Annotated in this window: 16 protein-coding genes and 1 pseudogene; 16 read left to right on the top strand and 1 reads right to left on the bottom strand. The window is 59.1% G+C overall.

Going from position 1 to position 14,631, the window contains the following annotated elements:
* From ACZRN6_RS09775 to ACZRN6_RS09730, 10 genes and pseudogenes are all read left to right on the top strand, one after another.
* On the top strand, nt 1-1,000 hold a 1,000-nt coding region (locus tag ACZRN6_RS09775; RefSeq protein WP_464007838.1), incomplete at its 5' end, for a DUF2345 domain-containing protein.
* A gap of 9 nt (nt 1,001-1,009) precedes the next feature.
* Complete coding sequence (locus ACZRN6_RS09770) at nt 1,010-1,780, top strand: DUF4123 domain-containing protein (protein ID WP_464007837.1); 771 nt, start codon at nt 1,010-1,012, stop codon at nt 1,778-1,780.
* Between the two features lie 52 nt (nt 1,781-1,832).
* Complete coding sequence (locus tag ACZRN6_RS09765) at nt 1,833-2,363, top strand: DUF3304 domain-containing protein (RefSeq protein ID WP_464007836.1); 531 nt, start codon at nt 1,833-1,835, stop codon at nt 2,361-2,363.
* Nucleotides 2,351-2,581, top strand: coding sequence for a hypothetical protein (locus ACZRN6_RS09760; RefSeq protein WP_464007835.1), 231 nt, complete (start codon nt 2,351-2,353; stop codon nt 2,579-2,581). Before ACZRN6_RS09765 ends, ACZRN6_RS09760 begins: the two co-directional genes overlap by 13 nt.
* Nucleotides 2,578-3,105 (top strand): DUF3304 domain-containing protein, encoded by a 528-nt coding sequence (locus ACZRN6_RS09755; RefSeq protein WP_464007834.1) that lies wholly within the window; start codon nt 2,578-2,580, stop codon nt 3,103-3,105. Before ACZRN6_RS09760 ends, ACZRN6_RS09755 begins: the two co-directional genes overlap by 4 nt.
* A complete protein-coding gene (locus tag ACZRN6_RS09750; RefSeq protein ID WP_464007833.1) occupies nt 3,093-3,323 on the top strand; it encodes a hypothetical protein in 231 nt (76 codons plus the stop codon). Before ACZRN6_RS09755 ends, ACZRN6_RS09750 begins: the two co-directional genes overlap by 13 nt.
* Nucleotides 3,320-3,853, top strand: coding sequence for a DUF3304 domain-containing protein (locus ACZRN6_RS09745; RefSeq protein ID WP_464007832.1), 534 nt, complete (start codon nt 3,320-3,322; stop codon nt 3,851-3,853). Before ACZRN6_RS09750 ends, ACZRN6_RS09745 begins: the two co-directional genes overlap by 4 nt.
* A complete protein-coding gene (locus ACZRN6_RS09740; protein ID WP_464007831.1) occupies nt 3,841-6,183 on the top strand; it encodes a T6SS phospholipase effector Tle1-like catalytic domain-containing protein in 2,343 nt (780 codons plus the stop codon). Before ACZRN6_RS09745 ends, ACZRN6_RS09740 begins: the two co-directional genes overlap by 13 nt.
* Nucleotides 6,180-6,296: pseudogene (locus ACZRN6_RS09735) on the top strand (PAAR domain-containing protein); the annotation flags it as partial. The gene ACZRN6_RS09740 and the pseudogene ACZRN6_RS09735, both read left to right, overlap by 4 nt.
* A gap of 183 nt (nt 6,297-6,479) precedes the next feature.
* The gene (locus ACZRN6_RS09730; RefSeq protein ID WP_464007830.1) at nt 6,480-6,686 is read left to right on the top strand and encodes a hypothetical protein; all 207 of its coding nucleotides are present in this window, start codon (nt 6,480-6,482) and stop codon (nt 6,684-6,686) included.
* A 60-nt stretch (nt 6,687-6,746) separates the two neighbouring features.
* On the opposite strand, the gene ACZRN6_RS09725 is transcribed toward ACZRN6_RS09730, so the two are convergent.
* On the bottom strand, nt 6,747-7,697 hold the full coding sequence (locus ACZRN6_RS09725) for a DUF1853 family protein (protein WP_464007829.1): 951 nt from the start codon (nt 7,695-7,697) through the stop codon (nt 6,747-6,749).
* Between the two features lie 144 nt (nt 7,698-7,841).
* On the opposite strand from ACZRN6_RS09725, the gene ACZRN6_RS09720 reads away from it, so the two are divergent.
* From ACZRN6_RS09720 to pepN, 6 genes are read left to right on the top strand one after another with little or no spacing between them, the layout of a single operon-like run.
* Nucleotides 7,842-8,732, top strand: a complete 891-nt coding sequence (locus ACZRN6_RS09720; protein WP_003217892.1) for an NAD(+) kinase — start codon at nt 7,842-7,844, stop codon at nt 8,730-8,732.
* On the top strand, nt 8,729-9,703 hold the full coding sequence (locus tag ACZRN6_RS09715; RefSeq protein ID WP_322148703.1) for a metallophosphoesterase: 975 nt from the start codon (nt 8,729-8,731) through the stop codon (nt 9,701-9,703). Before ACZRN6_RS09720 ends, ACZRN6_RS09715 begins: the two co-directional genes overlap by 4 nt.
* A complete protein-coding gene (locus ACZRN6_RS09710; RefSeq protein ID WP_322145596.1) occupies nt 9,700-10,575 on the top strand; it encodes a rhomboid family intramembrane serine protease in 876 nt (291 codons plus the stop codon). Before ACZRN6_RS09715 ends, ACZRN6_RS09710 begins: the two co-directional genes overlap by 4 nt.
* 15 nt (nt 10,576-10,590) lie before the next feature.
* A complete protein-coding gene (locus ACZRN6_RS09705) occupies nt 10,591-10,851 on the top strand; it encodes a YeaC family protein (protein ID WP_322145595.1) in 261 nt (86 codons plus the stop codon).
* Nucleotides 10,848-11,678: a DUF2797 domain-containing protein gene (locus ACZRN6_RS09700; RefSeq protein ID WP_464007844.1), complete on the top strand. Its 831-nt coding sequence runs from the start codon at nt 10,848-10,850 to the stop codon at nt 11,676-11,678. The genes ACZRN6_RS09705 and ACZRN6_RS09700 overlap by 4 nt, the downstream gene beginning before the upstream one ends.
* Nucleotides 11,679-11,691: 13 nt before the next feature.
* Nucleotides 11,692-14,349, top strand: a complete 2,658-nt coding sequence (gene pepN / locus ACZRN6_RS09695; protein WP_464007828.1) for an aminopeptidase N — start codon at nt 11,692-11,694, stop codon at nt 14,347-14,349.
* Nucleotides 14,350-14,631: the final 282 nt, after the last annotated feature.

Raw genomic sequence — 14,631 nt, 5'->3', positions numbered from 1 at the left:
AGGCGACCCGGACCGGCCCTACATCGCCCATGCCTTGCACGACAGCGAACACGTGGATCACGTGACCTTGCGCAACTACAAACGCAACGTGCTGCGCACACCGTCCAACAACAAATTGCGCATGGACGACACGCGGGGGCAGGAGCACGTCAAGCTCAGTACTGAGCACAGTGGCAAGAGCCAGTTGAATCTTGGGCATTTGGTGGATGCCAAGCGCGAAAAACGCGGGGAAGGGTTTGAGCTGCGCACTGACGGATGGGGAGCGATCCGGGGCGGGAAGGGACTGTTTATCAGTGCTGATGAGCAGACTAAGGCCTGTGGCAATGTACTGACCATGGAACCGGCTTCCAGTCAGGTTCAGGGTGCGAAACAGCAAATTGCCGACTGGCGGGAAATCGCTCAAGCGCACCATAGCCACCAGCCCGCGATTGACGGTTTGCAGTGGCTTCAGGACAGTGCCAAAGACCTGAACGCTTCCGCCATCCTGTTCAGCGCCCCCAAGGGCATTGTCGCGGTGACACCGGCCAGCCTGCTGCTTAAAAGCAGCGAGGCGCTGTACGTGCAAAGCAACGACGAGATCAACCTGGCCGCCGCCCGGCGCCTGTCCCTCCACGCTAACCAGGCCATTTCCCTGCTGGCCCAGCAGGAAGGCATGCGCCTGGTATCCGGTAAGGGGCCGCTGGAAATCGAATCCCACGGCGACATGTTGAATCTGATTGCCCAGCAAGACATCACCGCGCAGTCGGTACAGGGCCATCTACAACTAACGGCCAAAAACGGCATCACCCTGGCGTGTGGCGGCGGTTACATCCGCATCACCCCGGCCGGGGCCATTGACATCCACACGCCCGGCAAAATCAATCTCAAGGGGCAGCACGTGTGGGAAACCACGGCCAGCCAGAGTTTTCCGATGCCCGAGTTACCGCAGTCGGTGTGCAAAGAGTGTCTGAAAATTGCTCAAACGCAAGCGTCGGGCGCAGTCATGCGCACCGCCGGCTGAGGGTAGAAAATGCAAGAACACTACACACACTGGATCAAGCAGATAGAAAGCCTGTGCGACTCCGCGAACGTGAAGCATGTCGATGTCTTGGTTGATCAAGCAGCCTGGGATATATCCATACTGCCGACCCTTCGCCTGATGGAACCAGGCCTGTCCTGGGTTTCCTTGTTCAGCGCAACACCAGAAGAAGCACTGCTGACGCAGGCGCCCATTCTGATGCGAATCAACCTCGCCGACTGGCGACACAGAGCCTGGCTGGAAGAGCTGGTTGGAGAGGTTGGGCATCTGCCGCGCCTGATGCTGTTGATCTCACCTATGCCGTTTGATGTTCTGGCCAAGTCCCTTCAGGCGCTCTCGCAGCTTGAGTGGGGAGGCCAGTCTGGATTGTTGCGCTTCTACGACCCCCGTGTAATGCCTGAGTTGTTGGCCAGTGTATTGAGCCCTGAACAGAAAGAGCAATTTCAGTGCGTAACCCTGTTCTGGAGTTGGCTGGACCGGGACCAGCAGCCTGTTTGGCAGCCTGGCACCTATCGGTCGAACCAGACCTTGGCTGAAACCTTGCCTGCGATCAACTTCGATGACGCTCAATTTGACCGGCTGGGCAGCATCAGTGATGCGCAAAGTTTGTTAGACGTCGCCAGGGCGAAGTTTCCGGACCTTTCCCATGAGCAATGTTTTGTTTGTTGCTATCGCGCAGTGCTTCAGGCGAGTCAGGAAAATTACTTCGGCGATTTGAAGGTATACGCAACGCTGCATTTGAGCAGCGTGGATATTGCCTGACTGAGTGTCGCAGGTGTTTGTGGCGTACGTGAGCGCAAATAAGGAATAACGGATGAGTTATTTAAACGGCAGCACGGTGTGCCAATGGCTGGGCGGTTGTTTGCTTGTGTTACTTGCCGGGTGCTCGCTGGGAGAGTCAAAGTTTTTGGGGGGTAATTTGGGTGGGGTTAATCATACGTCGGCGGCGATTAATTATTTTTTCGTGAATGGCCATGGTGGTCCCAATATATCTCCATATGGCTCTCGTGGTGGGATGTGCTGTGCGATGTTGCCAAGGCAGTGGCAACCAGGCTTGAAGCTTAAAGTGGAGTGGGAAACTGATCCGAACCCTAGTGCGCGTTTACCCGCTTTAGGAACCGATGCGTACCGAGCGGCGTATGCCATACATAAAGCCAATTATCAACAGCACAGCGCCATAGTGGATCTCCCAGCTTATGAGACAGAAACGCTGTGTTCATTAAAGGTTCATTTTTTACCGTGTAATCAGATTAAGGTCGCCACCGCATGTATGGCTTATGGTCAGCCTGGATATCCAATTAAAGAGCCTTTGAAAATGAAGGAGCCAGCCGTATGTCCGAAGTGAAGAGCCACGAATCGCTTTATGTGCCGGCCTTATTTCAAAAGGCGGGGCGTCTGCCCAGTGATCCACAGACGGTTAGCGATAATTACGACCTGCAAATGGCCCGGACGGTGAAGTATCGCCAGAAGTTGAATGCCTGCGCAGTCTGCATTCCAGCATGTTTTGCGACGTTACGAGCTACGGTGCCCATAAGGTCAGACCGAATAAGGAGTAAAGGATGAGTTATTTAAATGGCAGTGCTGTGTGCCAATGGCTGGGCGGCTGTTTGCTTGTGTTACTTGCCGGATGCTCGCTGGGAGAGTCAAAGTTTTTGGGGGGTAATTTGAACGGGGTTAACCATACGTCGGCAGCCATTAATTATTTTTCCGTGAATGGTTATGGTGGTCCCAATATATCTCCACATGGCTATGGTGGTGGGATGTGCTGCGCGATGTTGCCAAGGCAGTGGCAGCCTGGCTTGAAGCTTAAAGTGGAGTGGGAAACTGATCCGAATTCTAATGCGCGTTTACCCGCTTTAGGAACCGATGCGTACCGAGCCGCGTATGCCATACATAAAACTAATTACCAACAGCACAGCGTAATAGTGGATCTGCCACCATATGAGGAGAGGCTGTGTGCGTTGGAAGTACACTTTTTGCCCTGTAATCAAGTCAAGGTATCCACGTCCTGCTGGCGTTACCCCTCACCCAATAGCCCAATCAAGGAGCCATTGGAAATGAAGGAGCCAGCCGTATGTCCGAAGTGAAAAACAGCGAATCGGTTTATGTGCCGGCTTTGTTTCCGAAGGCAGGACGCCTGCCTACTGATCCACAGATGGTTAGCGATAATTACGACCTGAAAATGGACGAGACGGAGCAGTATCGCCAGAGGTTGAATGCCCGCGCAGGCTGCATCCCAGCTTGTTTTGCGACGTTACGACCTACGGTGCCCATAAGGTCAGACCGAATAAGGAGTAAAGGATGAGCTATTTAAATGGCAGTGCTGTGTGCCAATGGCTGGGCGGTTGTTTGCTTGTGTTACTTGCCGGATGCTCGCTGGGAGAGTCAAAGTTTTTGGGAGGGGATTTGAACGGGGTTAATCATACGTCGGCAGCCATTAATTATTTTTCCGTGAATGGTTATGGTGGTCCCAATATATCTCCACATGGCTATGGTGGTGGGATGTGCTGTGCGATGTTGCCAAGGCAATGGCAGCCAGGCCTGAAGTTTAAAGTAGAGTGGGAAACTGATCCTAATCCTTATGCGAGGCTCAAGCGTAAACCATCCGGGTACGGCCCTGATGAAGAGGCCTACGCCAAACATAAAGCGAACTACCAACAGCATATCGCCATAGTGGAACTCCCCCCTTATGAAGACAGGCTGTGTGCGTTGGAAGTGCATTTTTTGCCCTGTAATCAAGTCAAGGTATCCACGTCCTGCTGGCGTTACCCCTCACCCAATAGCCCAATCAAGGAACCGTTGGAAATGAAGGAGTTAGCCGTATGTCCGAAGTGAAGAGCAGCGAATCGGTTTATGTGCCGGCCTTATTTCCAAAGGCGGGGCGTCTGCCCAGTGATCCACAGAAGGTAAGCGATAATTACGACCTGCAAATGGCCGAGACGCAGAAGTATCGCCAGGAGTTGAATGCCCAGCGCGGTTTGCGAGGTGCTTCCACCTGTGCCCGTAGCTTGCATATCAGCCTGTTCTTTGACGGTACTAACAACAACGAACCCTACGACACCCGTAAGGCCACACCGCCCCATCCGACCAATATCGCCCGGCTCTACCACGCCAGCCTGGAGCAGCCGGAAGGCGGCTATTTTCGTTATTACATCCCCGGTGTAGGTACTCCCTTCCCCGAAATCGGTGAGCTGGACTTCAGCACGTTCGGTTTGGCCTTCGCCAATCGAGGCGAGGATAGGATCAATTGGGGGTTGTTGCGAATCGCAGATGCGATGTCCTTCGCTCTGAACAACAAACAGGGGTTGGATCTGTCGGTCGCTCAGGCCAAGCTCAAAACAATGGCTACCACTTGGCCACTGACGGCGTTGGGTAAAAACAGCCGACGCCAAGCCATGGCCTCGCTGCTGGAGCCCTTGCGGGTCAAGGTCGCAACCGCGCAACCAAAATTGCTCGCGATCAAGCTGTTCGTCTATGGTTTTTCCCGTGGCGCAGCGGAGGCCCGTACCTTCATTACCTGGTTGAGCGAACTGTTCGATACCCCGGAAGGAGCCGAACACCCTGAGCAGGCACTGCTCGGGATGCCGTTGACCATTGAGTTTCTTGGCCTGCTGGACACCGTGGCTTCGGTGGGCAGCGCCCATGCCGCGCCCTTTGCTGACGGGCATATGGACTGGGCCGATGGCACGCAGCAGTTGCCCGATGTCAAGAAATTCCCCGAGTGGATCAAGGTCTGCCGGCATTTTGTTGCCGCCCACGAACAGCGCTTGTGTTTCCCACTGGACTCGATCCGTTACGCCGACGGTCTTTATCCCCCTTACGCCCGGGAGGTGATCTACCCCGGCGTGCACTCGGATGTGGGCGGCGGTTACCCACCGGGGGATCAGGGCAAGGCCCGGGGTGGCTCGGGCGAGTTGCTGTCGCAGATCGTGCTGCATGATCTGTATGCGGAGGCGTTTGCGGCCGGCGCACCGTTGACGGTCCCTGAGGAAGTGCTGCCGGATAAACTGCGGCAGATTCAACCGGCGCGCAACATGTCGACAGAGACCGACTACGAATTTGCCCTTAATGGGGTACTCATCGACCGCTTCAACGCCTGGCGCAGCACCTTGGGCCTGGCCGAAGAAAGCCCCTCACAAACCCCGTCGAACACCGAAGCTTTGCGCCTCGGTCATCCGCTCGAAGACGCCATGGCCGCGCAATTGGCCTGGCTCACCGGATGGCGCATCGAGCGCCTGGCCCGTGGCAGTTATGTCAATCAACCCTTCTTCGGCGAAGCCACGCAAACCAATGCTTCGCTGGAGAAAACCCAAAAGGCTATACGTGACGCCGAGATCGCCGAGGCCAAAAGAAAACGCAAGGAGGCACGTGGTCTCGAGAACGAAGCACAGCTTCTGTTGGGGGCGGCCGGCCCGCCAGCTTACGAGCCGGTAAAGGACCAGCAGCAGATCCGCGAAGCCGCCGTGGAGTTCGAACACGACTACCAGGGTTGGCGGCGCGATCAGAGCAGCGTGCAAGGCTGGGTGCTGGATGTAGCGCTTAGGGACACGGTGTACCTGCTCAATGATGACGACGAGCAACAGGAGTATGAGCAGATCAAGGCCGAGGGTGAAGCGCGCGCCAGGGAGTTGTTTGTTGAAGTCGGCAGCAACCTCAATAGATTTCGCGTCAGCGACTCGCCGCAGAAGGCTGCGGTGGTCGCGCTGTTTGATGACCAGGTGCATGACTCGCGTGCCTGGTTTTTACACGACACTACGAGTTCACGGGAGTTGTGGGGGGATTACTTCCGTTACCGCATGGTGTATTTCGAAGGCGAGACCAACAAGCGCATGACCCCGGTGGTGGTGGCTGGGCGTGTGGTGGGCATCGCGCTGGTACTGGGCGGGGTGTACAGCATCCGTCGTCATGGCTGGAAAGGCATGGCGGGCACGTTGGGCGCTGCGTCAGTGGGTTACCAGGTGATCAACGTCGTCAGCGGCAAAGTCGAGCCTTTCCTGCCGGGGGCAGAGAAAATCCTGCAACCGACCTTTGCGATCGGTGAGGTGGTGGCGCAGCAAACGCAAGCCATTATCGAGGGAGAAGAAACCCTGCGCATGCAGAACATGCTGGACTATCTGAAGCGTACTGGCGGCTTGGTCGAGCAGGCCAAGGAGCTGGTGCCATGATGCCGCTGGTACGGGTGGGTGATCCGTTGCGGCCCTTTGGTGGTGAGGTGTTGTCGGGACACTACGAGGCCTTTGGTAAACCTGTCGCCTGTGTAGACGATCGAGCCCGCTGCACAGGCCTTTGAAGGTGGCGCTGAGGCGCTTGAGCGTTTCTGCCGTGAGCGAGAGTTTGACGTGATGATCGAGATCACCCAGGCCTGAATCTGTACGCTGGCACGCCGTCACCACTCAAGCGCTTCAGCCATTGGAAAAGGTCAAACCATGAACATTCGGACCGATCATGAAGGCGCACAAATATGAATGCTTACCTAATCCGCATCAGTGGTGTGTTGTTGTTAATGCTTGGCTTCAGCGGCTGCGCTCAGAACCGGACACTGTTACCACCACCGAATGGCGAACAGGTCAGCATTACGGTAAAGGTCCCCCAGAATCTTGCAGCAGAGGCCATGCGGGTGATGCCCCGTCCGGAAAAATACCCAATCAGACGCTCGATGCCAGAGTGACGTGTATGAGTCAAGACGACCTTTCAATCGCGATGATAGGTGCGCGTGTCACCTGTGCAATCAGCCGTTACCCGCCACATTCGGCCAAAGATCCGCCACCAGGAACAACCGCTCGGCCTCTTCCCATTCACCCTCGTGGTTTTCCACCAGGCGCACCAGCAATTGCGCGGGCGCCATTGGGTCCAACGCGGTCAGCCAATCCTGCATACGGGTCGCGTCCCAGGCGTCGTCCGCCGGGTAGTGCGCCGGCGCCAGCCATGCGTGGCGGGGCAGAGGTTGCCAGCGTCCAGCCGGGCTTTGTTCGATAAACCGCGACCAATCGCGCTGATGCAGCCAGCGCCCATTCAAGTGCTGGGGATGCGCGCCCATCGGCGCCTGCGCCATGCCGGGCCATGGGTAGAGCAGATAGCCGCCCAGCCACAGATGGGCATCAAACTCTTGGATATCCAGCGCGGCCAGGACCTCGCGGCTTTCCGGCCGGGCGGAAATCGGCAGTTGATGCTGGGCCAGATGGGCCAGCTTGCGGTCCAGCCGGTCATGGCAGCCAGGGCCCAGCCATTGCGCGGCGTCCCGGCCATCGCCGTCCTGCGGTCCGAGATACAGTTTGATCGCCAGTTCCAGATGGTGCACGCCGTCGCGGTCACGCAGCAGCATGTCCAGCTCGCCCAAGGTATGCCCGGCCTGGCGGATCGGCAGGTTGGCCGCCAGCAGCTCCACGCCCGGCGCGTGCTGCACCGCAAACTGCCACAGCCGTTCGTAGTACAGCCCCAGCCGACGGGTGCGCGCCTGGCTCAACCAGTGCAGCAAGGTGCTGCTGTCGTGGTCCAGTTGGCGCAGCCAGTGTTCCAGCAAATGCGGGGCCTGCACCCAGTCGCTGCCGGTCAGCGGGTGGCGCTGCGGCCATGGCGTTTGTGCGAGCATCGGCGGGGCGAGCATCACCCACGCGAGGTCGCGCACCTCAGGGTGACGCAGTTGGCGGGGCAGGTGCTGTAGATCAGGGAACAGAGTCATGGTCCGAGCATAGCCTTTTACGGCCGGCAAGGTGGCTGAGAACCGTTGTCGTCTGGGGTTTGCGGCGACAAAGGATTTTGTGTAACGCCGGCTTTCGCCCATAATCGTTCTTTTTTGCCAGAACCCGAACCCCGCAGGAGCCCCATGGAGCAATTTCGCAATATCGGCATTATCGGTCGCCTGGGCAGTACCCAGGTGCTGGACACCGTCCGCCGGCTGAAAAAGTTTCTGCTCGAGCGCCACCTGCATGTGATCCTCGAAGACACCATCGCTGAAATACTCCCGGGCCACGGCCTGCAAACCTCGTCGCGCAAGATGCTCGGTGAAGTCTGCGACATGGTCATCGTGGTGGGCGGCGATGGCAGCCTGTTGGGCGCCGCCCGGGCGCTGGCGCGGCATAACGTGCCGGTGTTGGGGATCAACCGCGGGAGCCTGGGGTTCCTCACCGATATTCGTCCCGACGAGCTGGAAGTGGAAGTGGCCAAGGTGCTGGACGGCCACTACCTGGTAGAAAACCGCTTCCTGCTGCAAGCTGAAGTGCGCCGCCACGGCGAAGCCATCGGCCAGGGCGACGCCCTCAACGACGTGGTGCTGCACCCCGGCAAGTCGACGCGGATGATCGAGTTCGAGCTGTACATCGACGGCCAGTTCGTGTGCAGCCAGAAGGCCGACGGCCTGATCGTCGCCACGCCGACCGGCTCCACCGCGTATGCGCTGTCTGCCGGTGGCCCGATCATGCATCCCAAGCTGGATGCCATTGTGATCGTGCCGATGTACCCCCATATGTTGTCCAGCAGGCCCATCGTGGTCGACGGCAACAGTGAGCTGAAAATCGTGGTCTCCAAAGACATGCAGATCTACCCGCAAGTCTCCTGTGACGGGCAAAACCATTTCACCTGCGCCCCCGGCGACACCATCACCGTGAGCAAAAAGGCGCAGAAGCTGCGGTTGATCCACCCGCTGGATCACAACTACTACGAAGTGTGCCGCACCAAGCTGGGCTGGGGCAGCCGCTTGGGGGGTGGAGGCGACTGATGCTCGATCCCGCGCGTAGCTACGACCTGATTGGTGACGTGCACGGTTGCGCTCATACCCTTGAGCACTTGCTCGACCAACTGGGTTACCACAAGCAGGGCGGCACCTGGCGCCACCCGTCGCGAATGGCCGTGTTCCTTGGCGATATCATTGACCGTGGCCCGCGTATTCGCGAGGCGCTGCATATCGTCCATGACATGACCGAGGCCGGCCAGGCGCTGTGCATCATGGGCAATCATGAGTTCAACGCGCTGGGCTGGAGCACGCCAGCAACCCCTGGCAGCGGCAAGCAGTTCGTGCGCGAGCACACGCCACGGCATGCGCGGTTGATCCACGAGACCCTGACCCAGTTCGAACAGCACCCGGCGGACTGGCACGACTTCCTCGGCTGGTTCTACGACATGCCGTTGTTTGTCGATGCCGGGCGGTTTCGCGTGGTCCACGCCTGCTGGGACAACGGCTTTATCGAGCCTTTGCGCGCGCACTTCCCGGATGGCTGCATCGACCAGCACTTCCTGCAGGCCGCCGCCGTGCCCGGTAGTTTCGCCAGCAACGCTTTCGACCGCCTGCTACGCGGCACCGACATGCGCCTGCCGGATGGCTTGACCCTGACCGGCGGCGACGGCCTGACGCGGTCTTTCTTTCGCACTAAGTTCTGGGAAGACGACCCGAAAACCTACGGCGACATCGTGTTCCAACCCGATGCGCTGCCGGAACCGGTGGCGGCCACACCGTTGTCGTCTACCGAAAAAAATTCCCTGCTGCGCTACGGCGTCGACGAGCCGTTGCTGTTCGTCGGCCACTACTGGCGCAGCGGCAAACCGGCGCCGATCCGCCCGAACCTGGCCTGCCTGGACTACAGCGCAGTGCTCTACGGCAAGCTGGTGGCTTACCGGCTGGATCAGGAAACCCGCCTGGACCCACGTAAATTTGTTTGGGTCGATGTCGAGCGCCCTGAGGTTATTTCATGAGTACCGTGGCTGTTTTACGTTTGCCGCTGGCGGTGGATTTAAGTGGTTTCGTCAAGTTGCTGCAGCGCATGCAAGTGCCCCACCGCGTCAGCGAAGAGTCCGGGGAACAGGTGCTGTGGGTGCCCGATTCGATCAGCGAAGACGTGAAGGTCTTGTACCAACGCTTCCCTGCCGGTGATCCGGACCAGCAACTCGATATCCCGGCACAGGCAACGTCGACCAAGCGCCCCGGTTTTGTCCAGCAGTTGCGCCACAGCCCGGTGACCGGGCTGGTGCTGCTGTTGAGCATCATCGTCGGCGCTGTGACGCTGCTGGGGGATAACCTGCAAGCCATGAGCTGGCTGACGTTCCTGCCGTTCAGCGTGTCGGGTGAGTACCTGCATTTCACGCCGTTGGCCGACAGCCTGGCGTCGGGGCAGTGGTGGCGGCTGGTCACGCCGATGCTGATCCACTTCGGCATCCTGCACCTGGCCATGAACGGCATGTGGTACTGGGAACTGGGCCGGCGCATCGAGCTGCGCCAGGGCAGTATCAACCTGCTGGGCCTGACGCTGCTGTTCAGCCTGGTGTCGAACTACGCGCAATACTCTTTTGGTGGCCCCGGCCTGTTTGGCGGGTTGTCCGGTGTGCTGTATGGCTTGCTCGGGCATTGCTGGATCTATCAATTATTGTCGCCGAACCCGGCGTATCGCCTGCCTCGCGGGGTGTTGGTGATGATGCTGGTGTGGCTGGTGCTGTGCCTGTCGGGCCTGGTCTCGATGATCGGCTTCGGCGAAATCGCCAACGCGGCCCACGTCGGTGGCTTGGTGATTGGTTGCCTGACCGGTTTGTTGGGTGGTTTGTACAGCCGCCGCAAAATGTCTCCTATTTAGTTAAGGAAGAGTCTTATGTCCTCTTTTGTTGAAATGATCGAAAACATCACGCCGGACATCTACCAGAGCCTCAAGCTCGCCGTGGAAATCGGCAAATGGTCCGATGGTCGCAAGCTCACGGCCGAGCAGCGTGAACTGTCGTTGCAGGCAGTGATTGCCTGGGAACTGCAGAACCTGCCGGAAGACCAGCGCACCGGCTACATGGGCCCGCAGGAATGCGCCTCGAAGTCGGCGCCGGTGCCGAACATCCTGTTCAAGTCGGATGCCATCCATTGATTGAGATTGGCCGTGGTGCAGTCAGCAAAATGTCGGCGCAGTTGGGTGAGCCGACCGTTCAATACGCGTTTCGCCTCGGCGACATCGAGGTGCCGGTCAACCCGTTGATTGGCACCACCGTACGCCTGGAATACCTCGGTGCGATCCATTGCACCCATTGCGGGCGCAAGACCAAGACCAGTTTCAGCCAGGGTTACTGCTACCCGTGCATGACTAAACTCGCCCAGTGCGACTTGTGCATCATGAGCCCCGAGCGCTGCCATTACGACGCCGGCACCTGCCGCGATCCGGCCTGGGGTGAAACATTCTGCATGACCGATCATGTGGTCTACCTGGCAAACTCGACGGGGATCAAGGTCGGCATTACCCGCGCCAGTCAGTTGCCAACCCGCTGGCTGGACCAGGGCGCCAGCCAGGCGCTGCCGATCATGCGGGTTGCCACGCGCCAGCAGTCGGGCTTTGTCGAAGACCTGTTCCGCAGCCAGGTGGCCGACAAGACCAACTGGCGCGCGCTGCTCAAGGGCGATGCCCAGGCCGTCAACCTTGCGCAGGTACGCGATGAACTGTTCGCCAGTTGTGCCGACGGTTTGCTCGGTTTGCAGGAACGCTTTGGCCTACAGGCCATCCAACCGGTGACCGACATCGAACCGATCGAAATCCGCTACCCGATCGAGCAGTATCCGACCAAGATCGTCAGCTTCAACCTGGACAAGAACCCGATTGCCGAAGGCACGCTGATGGGGATCAAGGGCCAATACCTGATCTTCGACACCGGCGTGATCAACATTCGTAAATACACGGCCTACCAGCTCGCCGTGCATCAGTAGAAGGACGACAGACATGCGCACCGAACAGCCGAAGATGATTTACCTGAAGGACTATCAGGCGCCGGACTACCTGATCGACGAGACGCACCTGACCTTCGAGTTGTTCGAGGACCACAGCCTGGTCCACGCGCAGCTGGTGATGCGCCGCAACCCCGAGCGCGGCGCCGGCTTGCCGCCGCTGGTGCTGGATGGGCAGCAGTTGGAGCTGGTGTCGGTGAACCTGGCCGACCAGGAGCTGACCGATACCGACTACCAGTTGAGCGACAGCCACCTGACCGTGCACCCCACCAGTGCGACCTTCACCCTGGACACCACGGTGAAGATCCACCCGGAAACCAACACCGCGCTGGAAGGCCTGTACAAATCCAGCGGCATGTTCTGCACCCAGTGCGAGGCCGAGGGTTTTCGCAAGATCACCTATTACCTCGACCGTCCGGACGTGATGAGCGTGTTCACCACCACGGTAATCGCCGAGCAGCACAGCTATCCGGTGCTGCTGTCCAACGGCAACCCGATTGCCTCCGGCCCTGGCGAAGACGGCCGGCACTGGGCGACCTGGGAGGACCCGTTCAAGAAGCCGGCTTACCTGTTTGCGTTGGTGGCCGGTGATTTGTGGTGCGTCGAAGACACCTTCATCACCATGACCGAGCGTACCGTGGCGCTGCGCATCTATGTCGAGCCGGAAAACATCGACAAGTGCCAGCACGCCATGAACAGCCTGAAGAAGTCGATGCGCTGGGACGAAGAAGCCTATGGCCGTGAGTACGACCTCGATATTTTCATGATCGTGGCGGTCAACGACTTCAACATGGGCGCCATGGAGAACAAGGGCCTCAATATTTTCAACTCCAGCGCCGTGCTGGCCCGCGCCGAAACCGCCACCGACGCCGCTCACCAGCGGGTCGAGGCGATCGTTGCCCACGAATACTTCCACAACTGGTCGGGCAACCGCGTGACCTGCCGCGACTGGTTCCAGCTGTCGCTGAAGGAAGGCTTCACGGTGTTCCGTGACTCGCAATTTTCGGCCGACATGAACTCGGCGACGGTCAAGCGTATCCAGGACGTGGCCTACCTGCGCACCCACCAGTTCGCCGAAGATGCCGGCCCGATGGCCCACGCCGTGCGCCCGGACGGCTTTATCGAAATTTCCAACTTCTACACCCTGACCGTGTACGAAAAGGGCTCGGAAGTCGTCCGCATGATCCAAACCTTGCTCGGCGCCGAAGGCTTCCGTAAAGGCAGCGACCTGTACTTCGAACGCCACGATGGCCAGGCCGTGACCTGCGACGACTTTATCAAGGCCATGGAAGATGCCAACGGTGCTGACCTGACCCAGTTCAAGCGCTGGTACAGCCAAGCCGGCACGCCACGCCTGGCGGTGAGCGAGTCCTACGACGCCGCGGCAAAAACCTACAGCCTGACCTTCCGTCAAAGCTGCCCGCAAACCCCGGACAAAGTTGAAAAACTGCCGTTCGTGATTCCGGTCGAGCTGGGCCTGCTGGACGGGAAGGGTGCGGGTATTGCCTTGCGCCTCGCCGGTGAGGCTACTGCTGGCGCCACGTCCCGGGTGCTCTCGGTGACCGAGGCCGAACAGACCTTCACCTTTGTCGACATCACCGAACACCCGCTGCCTTCGCTGCTGCGCGGCTTCTCGGCGCCGGTGAAGTTGAGCTTCCCGTACAACCGCGACCAGTTGATGTTCCTGATGCAGCACGACAGCGATGGTTTCAACCGTTGGGACGCTGGCCAGCAACTGTCGGTGCAGGTGTTGCAGGAGCTGATCGGCCAACACCAGCAAGGCAAGGCACTGGCATTGGACCAACGCCTGATCACCGCACTACGCAGCGTGCTCAGCGACCAGAGCCTGGACCAGGCGATGGTTGCCGAAATGCTCTCGCTGCCGAGTGAAGCCTACCTGACTGAAATCAGTGAAGTGGCGGACGTCGACGCCATCCACGCGGCCCGCGAGTTCGCCCGCACGCAACTGGCCGACCAATTGTTCGAAGGCTTGTGGCTGCGGTACCAGGCCAATCGCGACCTGTCGAAGAAAACCCCGTACGTGGCCGAGGCGGAACACTTTGCCCGTCGCGCCTTGCAGAACATCGCCTTGTCGTACCTGATGCTCAGCGGCAAGCCCGAAGTGCTGGCGGCCACGCTTGAGCAGTTTGACGCGTGCGACAACATGACCGAGCGCCTGACGGCCCTGGCGGTGTTGGTCAATTCGCCGTTCGATGAAGAGAAAGCCAAGGCCCTAGCGGTGTTTGCCGAGAACTTCAAGGACAACCCGCTGGTCATGGACCAATGGTTCAGCGTGCAGGCGGGCAGTGGCTTGCCGGGCGGGCTGGAGCGGGTCAAGGCGTTGATGCAGCACCCGGCATTCAACATCAAGAACCCGAACAAGGTGCGTGCATTGGTGGGGGCGTTTGCCGGGCAGAACCTGATCAACTTCCACGCGGCAGATGGTTCGGGCTATCGGTTCCTGGCGGATTTGGTGATCCAGCTGAATGGCTTCAACCCGCAGATTGCTTCCCGGCAGTTGGCGCCGCTGACTCGCTGGCGCAAGTATGACAGCGCGCGCCAGGCGCTGATGAAAGGTGAGCTGGAGCGGATTCGCGCTTCGGGCGAGCTGTCCAGTGATGTGTTTGAAGTGGTGAGCAAGAGCCTCGCATAACTGAGGCGATTGTTTACTCAAGGCCAAACACCGTCCTGTGGTGAGGGAGCTTGCCTGTGGTGAGGGAGCTTGCCTCTGGTGAGGGGGCTTGCCTGTGGTGAGGGAGCTTGCCTGTGGTGAGGGAGCTTGCCTGTGGTGAGGGAGCTTGCCTGTGGTGAGGGAGCTTGCCTGTGGTAAGGGAGCTTGCCTGTGGTAAGGGAGCTTGCCTGTGGTAAGGGAGCTTGCCTGTGGTAAGGGAGCTTGCCTGTGGTGAGGGAGCTTGCCTGTGGTGAGGGAGCTTGC

It is taken from the genome of Pseudomonas sp. A125 (genome assembly GCF_055409485.1).
The sequence above is the reverse complement of the archived record's forward strand: the minus strand, read 5'-3'. Positions and strand labels throughout refer to the sequence as shown.

Excerpts from the sequence above, each read along its gene's own strand:
- ACZRN6_RS09705 (WP_322145595.1), top strand. The coding sequence starts at position 10,591 with ATGTCCTCTTTTGTTGAAATGATCGAAAACATCACGCCGGACATCTAC.
- ACZRN6_RS09740 (WP_464007831.1), top strand. The coding sequence starts at position 3,841 with ATGTCCGAAGTGAAGAGCAGCGAATCGGTTTATGTGCCGGCCTTATTT.
- pepN (WP_464007828.1), top strand. The coding sequence starts at position 11,692 with ATGCGCACCGAACAGCCGAAGATGATTTACCTGAAGGACTATCAGGCG.
- ACZRN6_RS09770 (WP_464007837.1), top strand. The coding sequence starts at position 1,010 with ATGCAAGAACACTACACACACTGGATCAAGCAGATAGAAAGCCTGTGC.
- ACZRN6_RS09720 (WP_003217892.1), top strand. The coding sequence starts at position 7,842 with ATGGAGCAATTTCGCAATATCGGCATTATCGGTCGCCTGGGCAGTACC.
- ACZRN6_RS09760 (WP_464007835.1), top strand. The coding sequence starts at position 2,351 with ATGTCCGAAGTGAAGAGCCACGAATCGCTTTATGTGCCGGCCTTATTT.
- ACZRN6_RS09765 (WP_464007836.1), top strand. The coding sequence starts at position 1,833 with ATGAGTTATTTAAACGGCAGCACGGTGTGCCAATGGCTGGGCGGTTGT.
- ACZRN6_RS09710 (WP_322145596.1), top strand. The coding sequence starts at position 9,700 with ATGAGTACCGTGGCTGTTTTACGTTTGCCGCTGGCGGTGGATTTAAGT.
- ACZRN6_RS09755 (WP_464007834.1), top strand. The coding sequence starts at position 2,578 with ATGAGTTATTTAAATGGCAGTGCTGTGTGCCAATGGCTGGGCGGCTGT.
- ACZRN6_RS09750 (WP_464007833.1), top strand. The coding sequence starts at position 3,093 with ATGTCCGAAGTGAAAAACAGCGAATCGGTTTATGTGCCGGCTTTGTTT.
- ACZRN6_RS09730 (WP_464007830.1), top strand. The coding sequence starts at position 6,480 with ATGAATGCTTACCTAATCCGCATCAGTGGTGTGTTGTTGTTAATGCTT.
- ACZRN6_RS09725 (WP_464007829.1), bottom strand. The coding sequence starts at position 7,697 with ATGACTCTGTTCCCTGATCTACAGCACCTGCCCCGCCAACTGCGTCAC.
- ACZRN6_RS09745 (WP_464007832.1), top strand. The coding sequence starts at position 3,320 with ATGAGCTATTTAAATGGCAGTGCTGTGTGCCAATGGCTGGGCGGTTGT.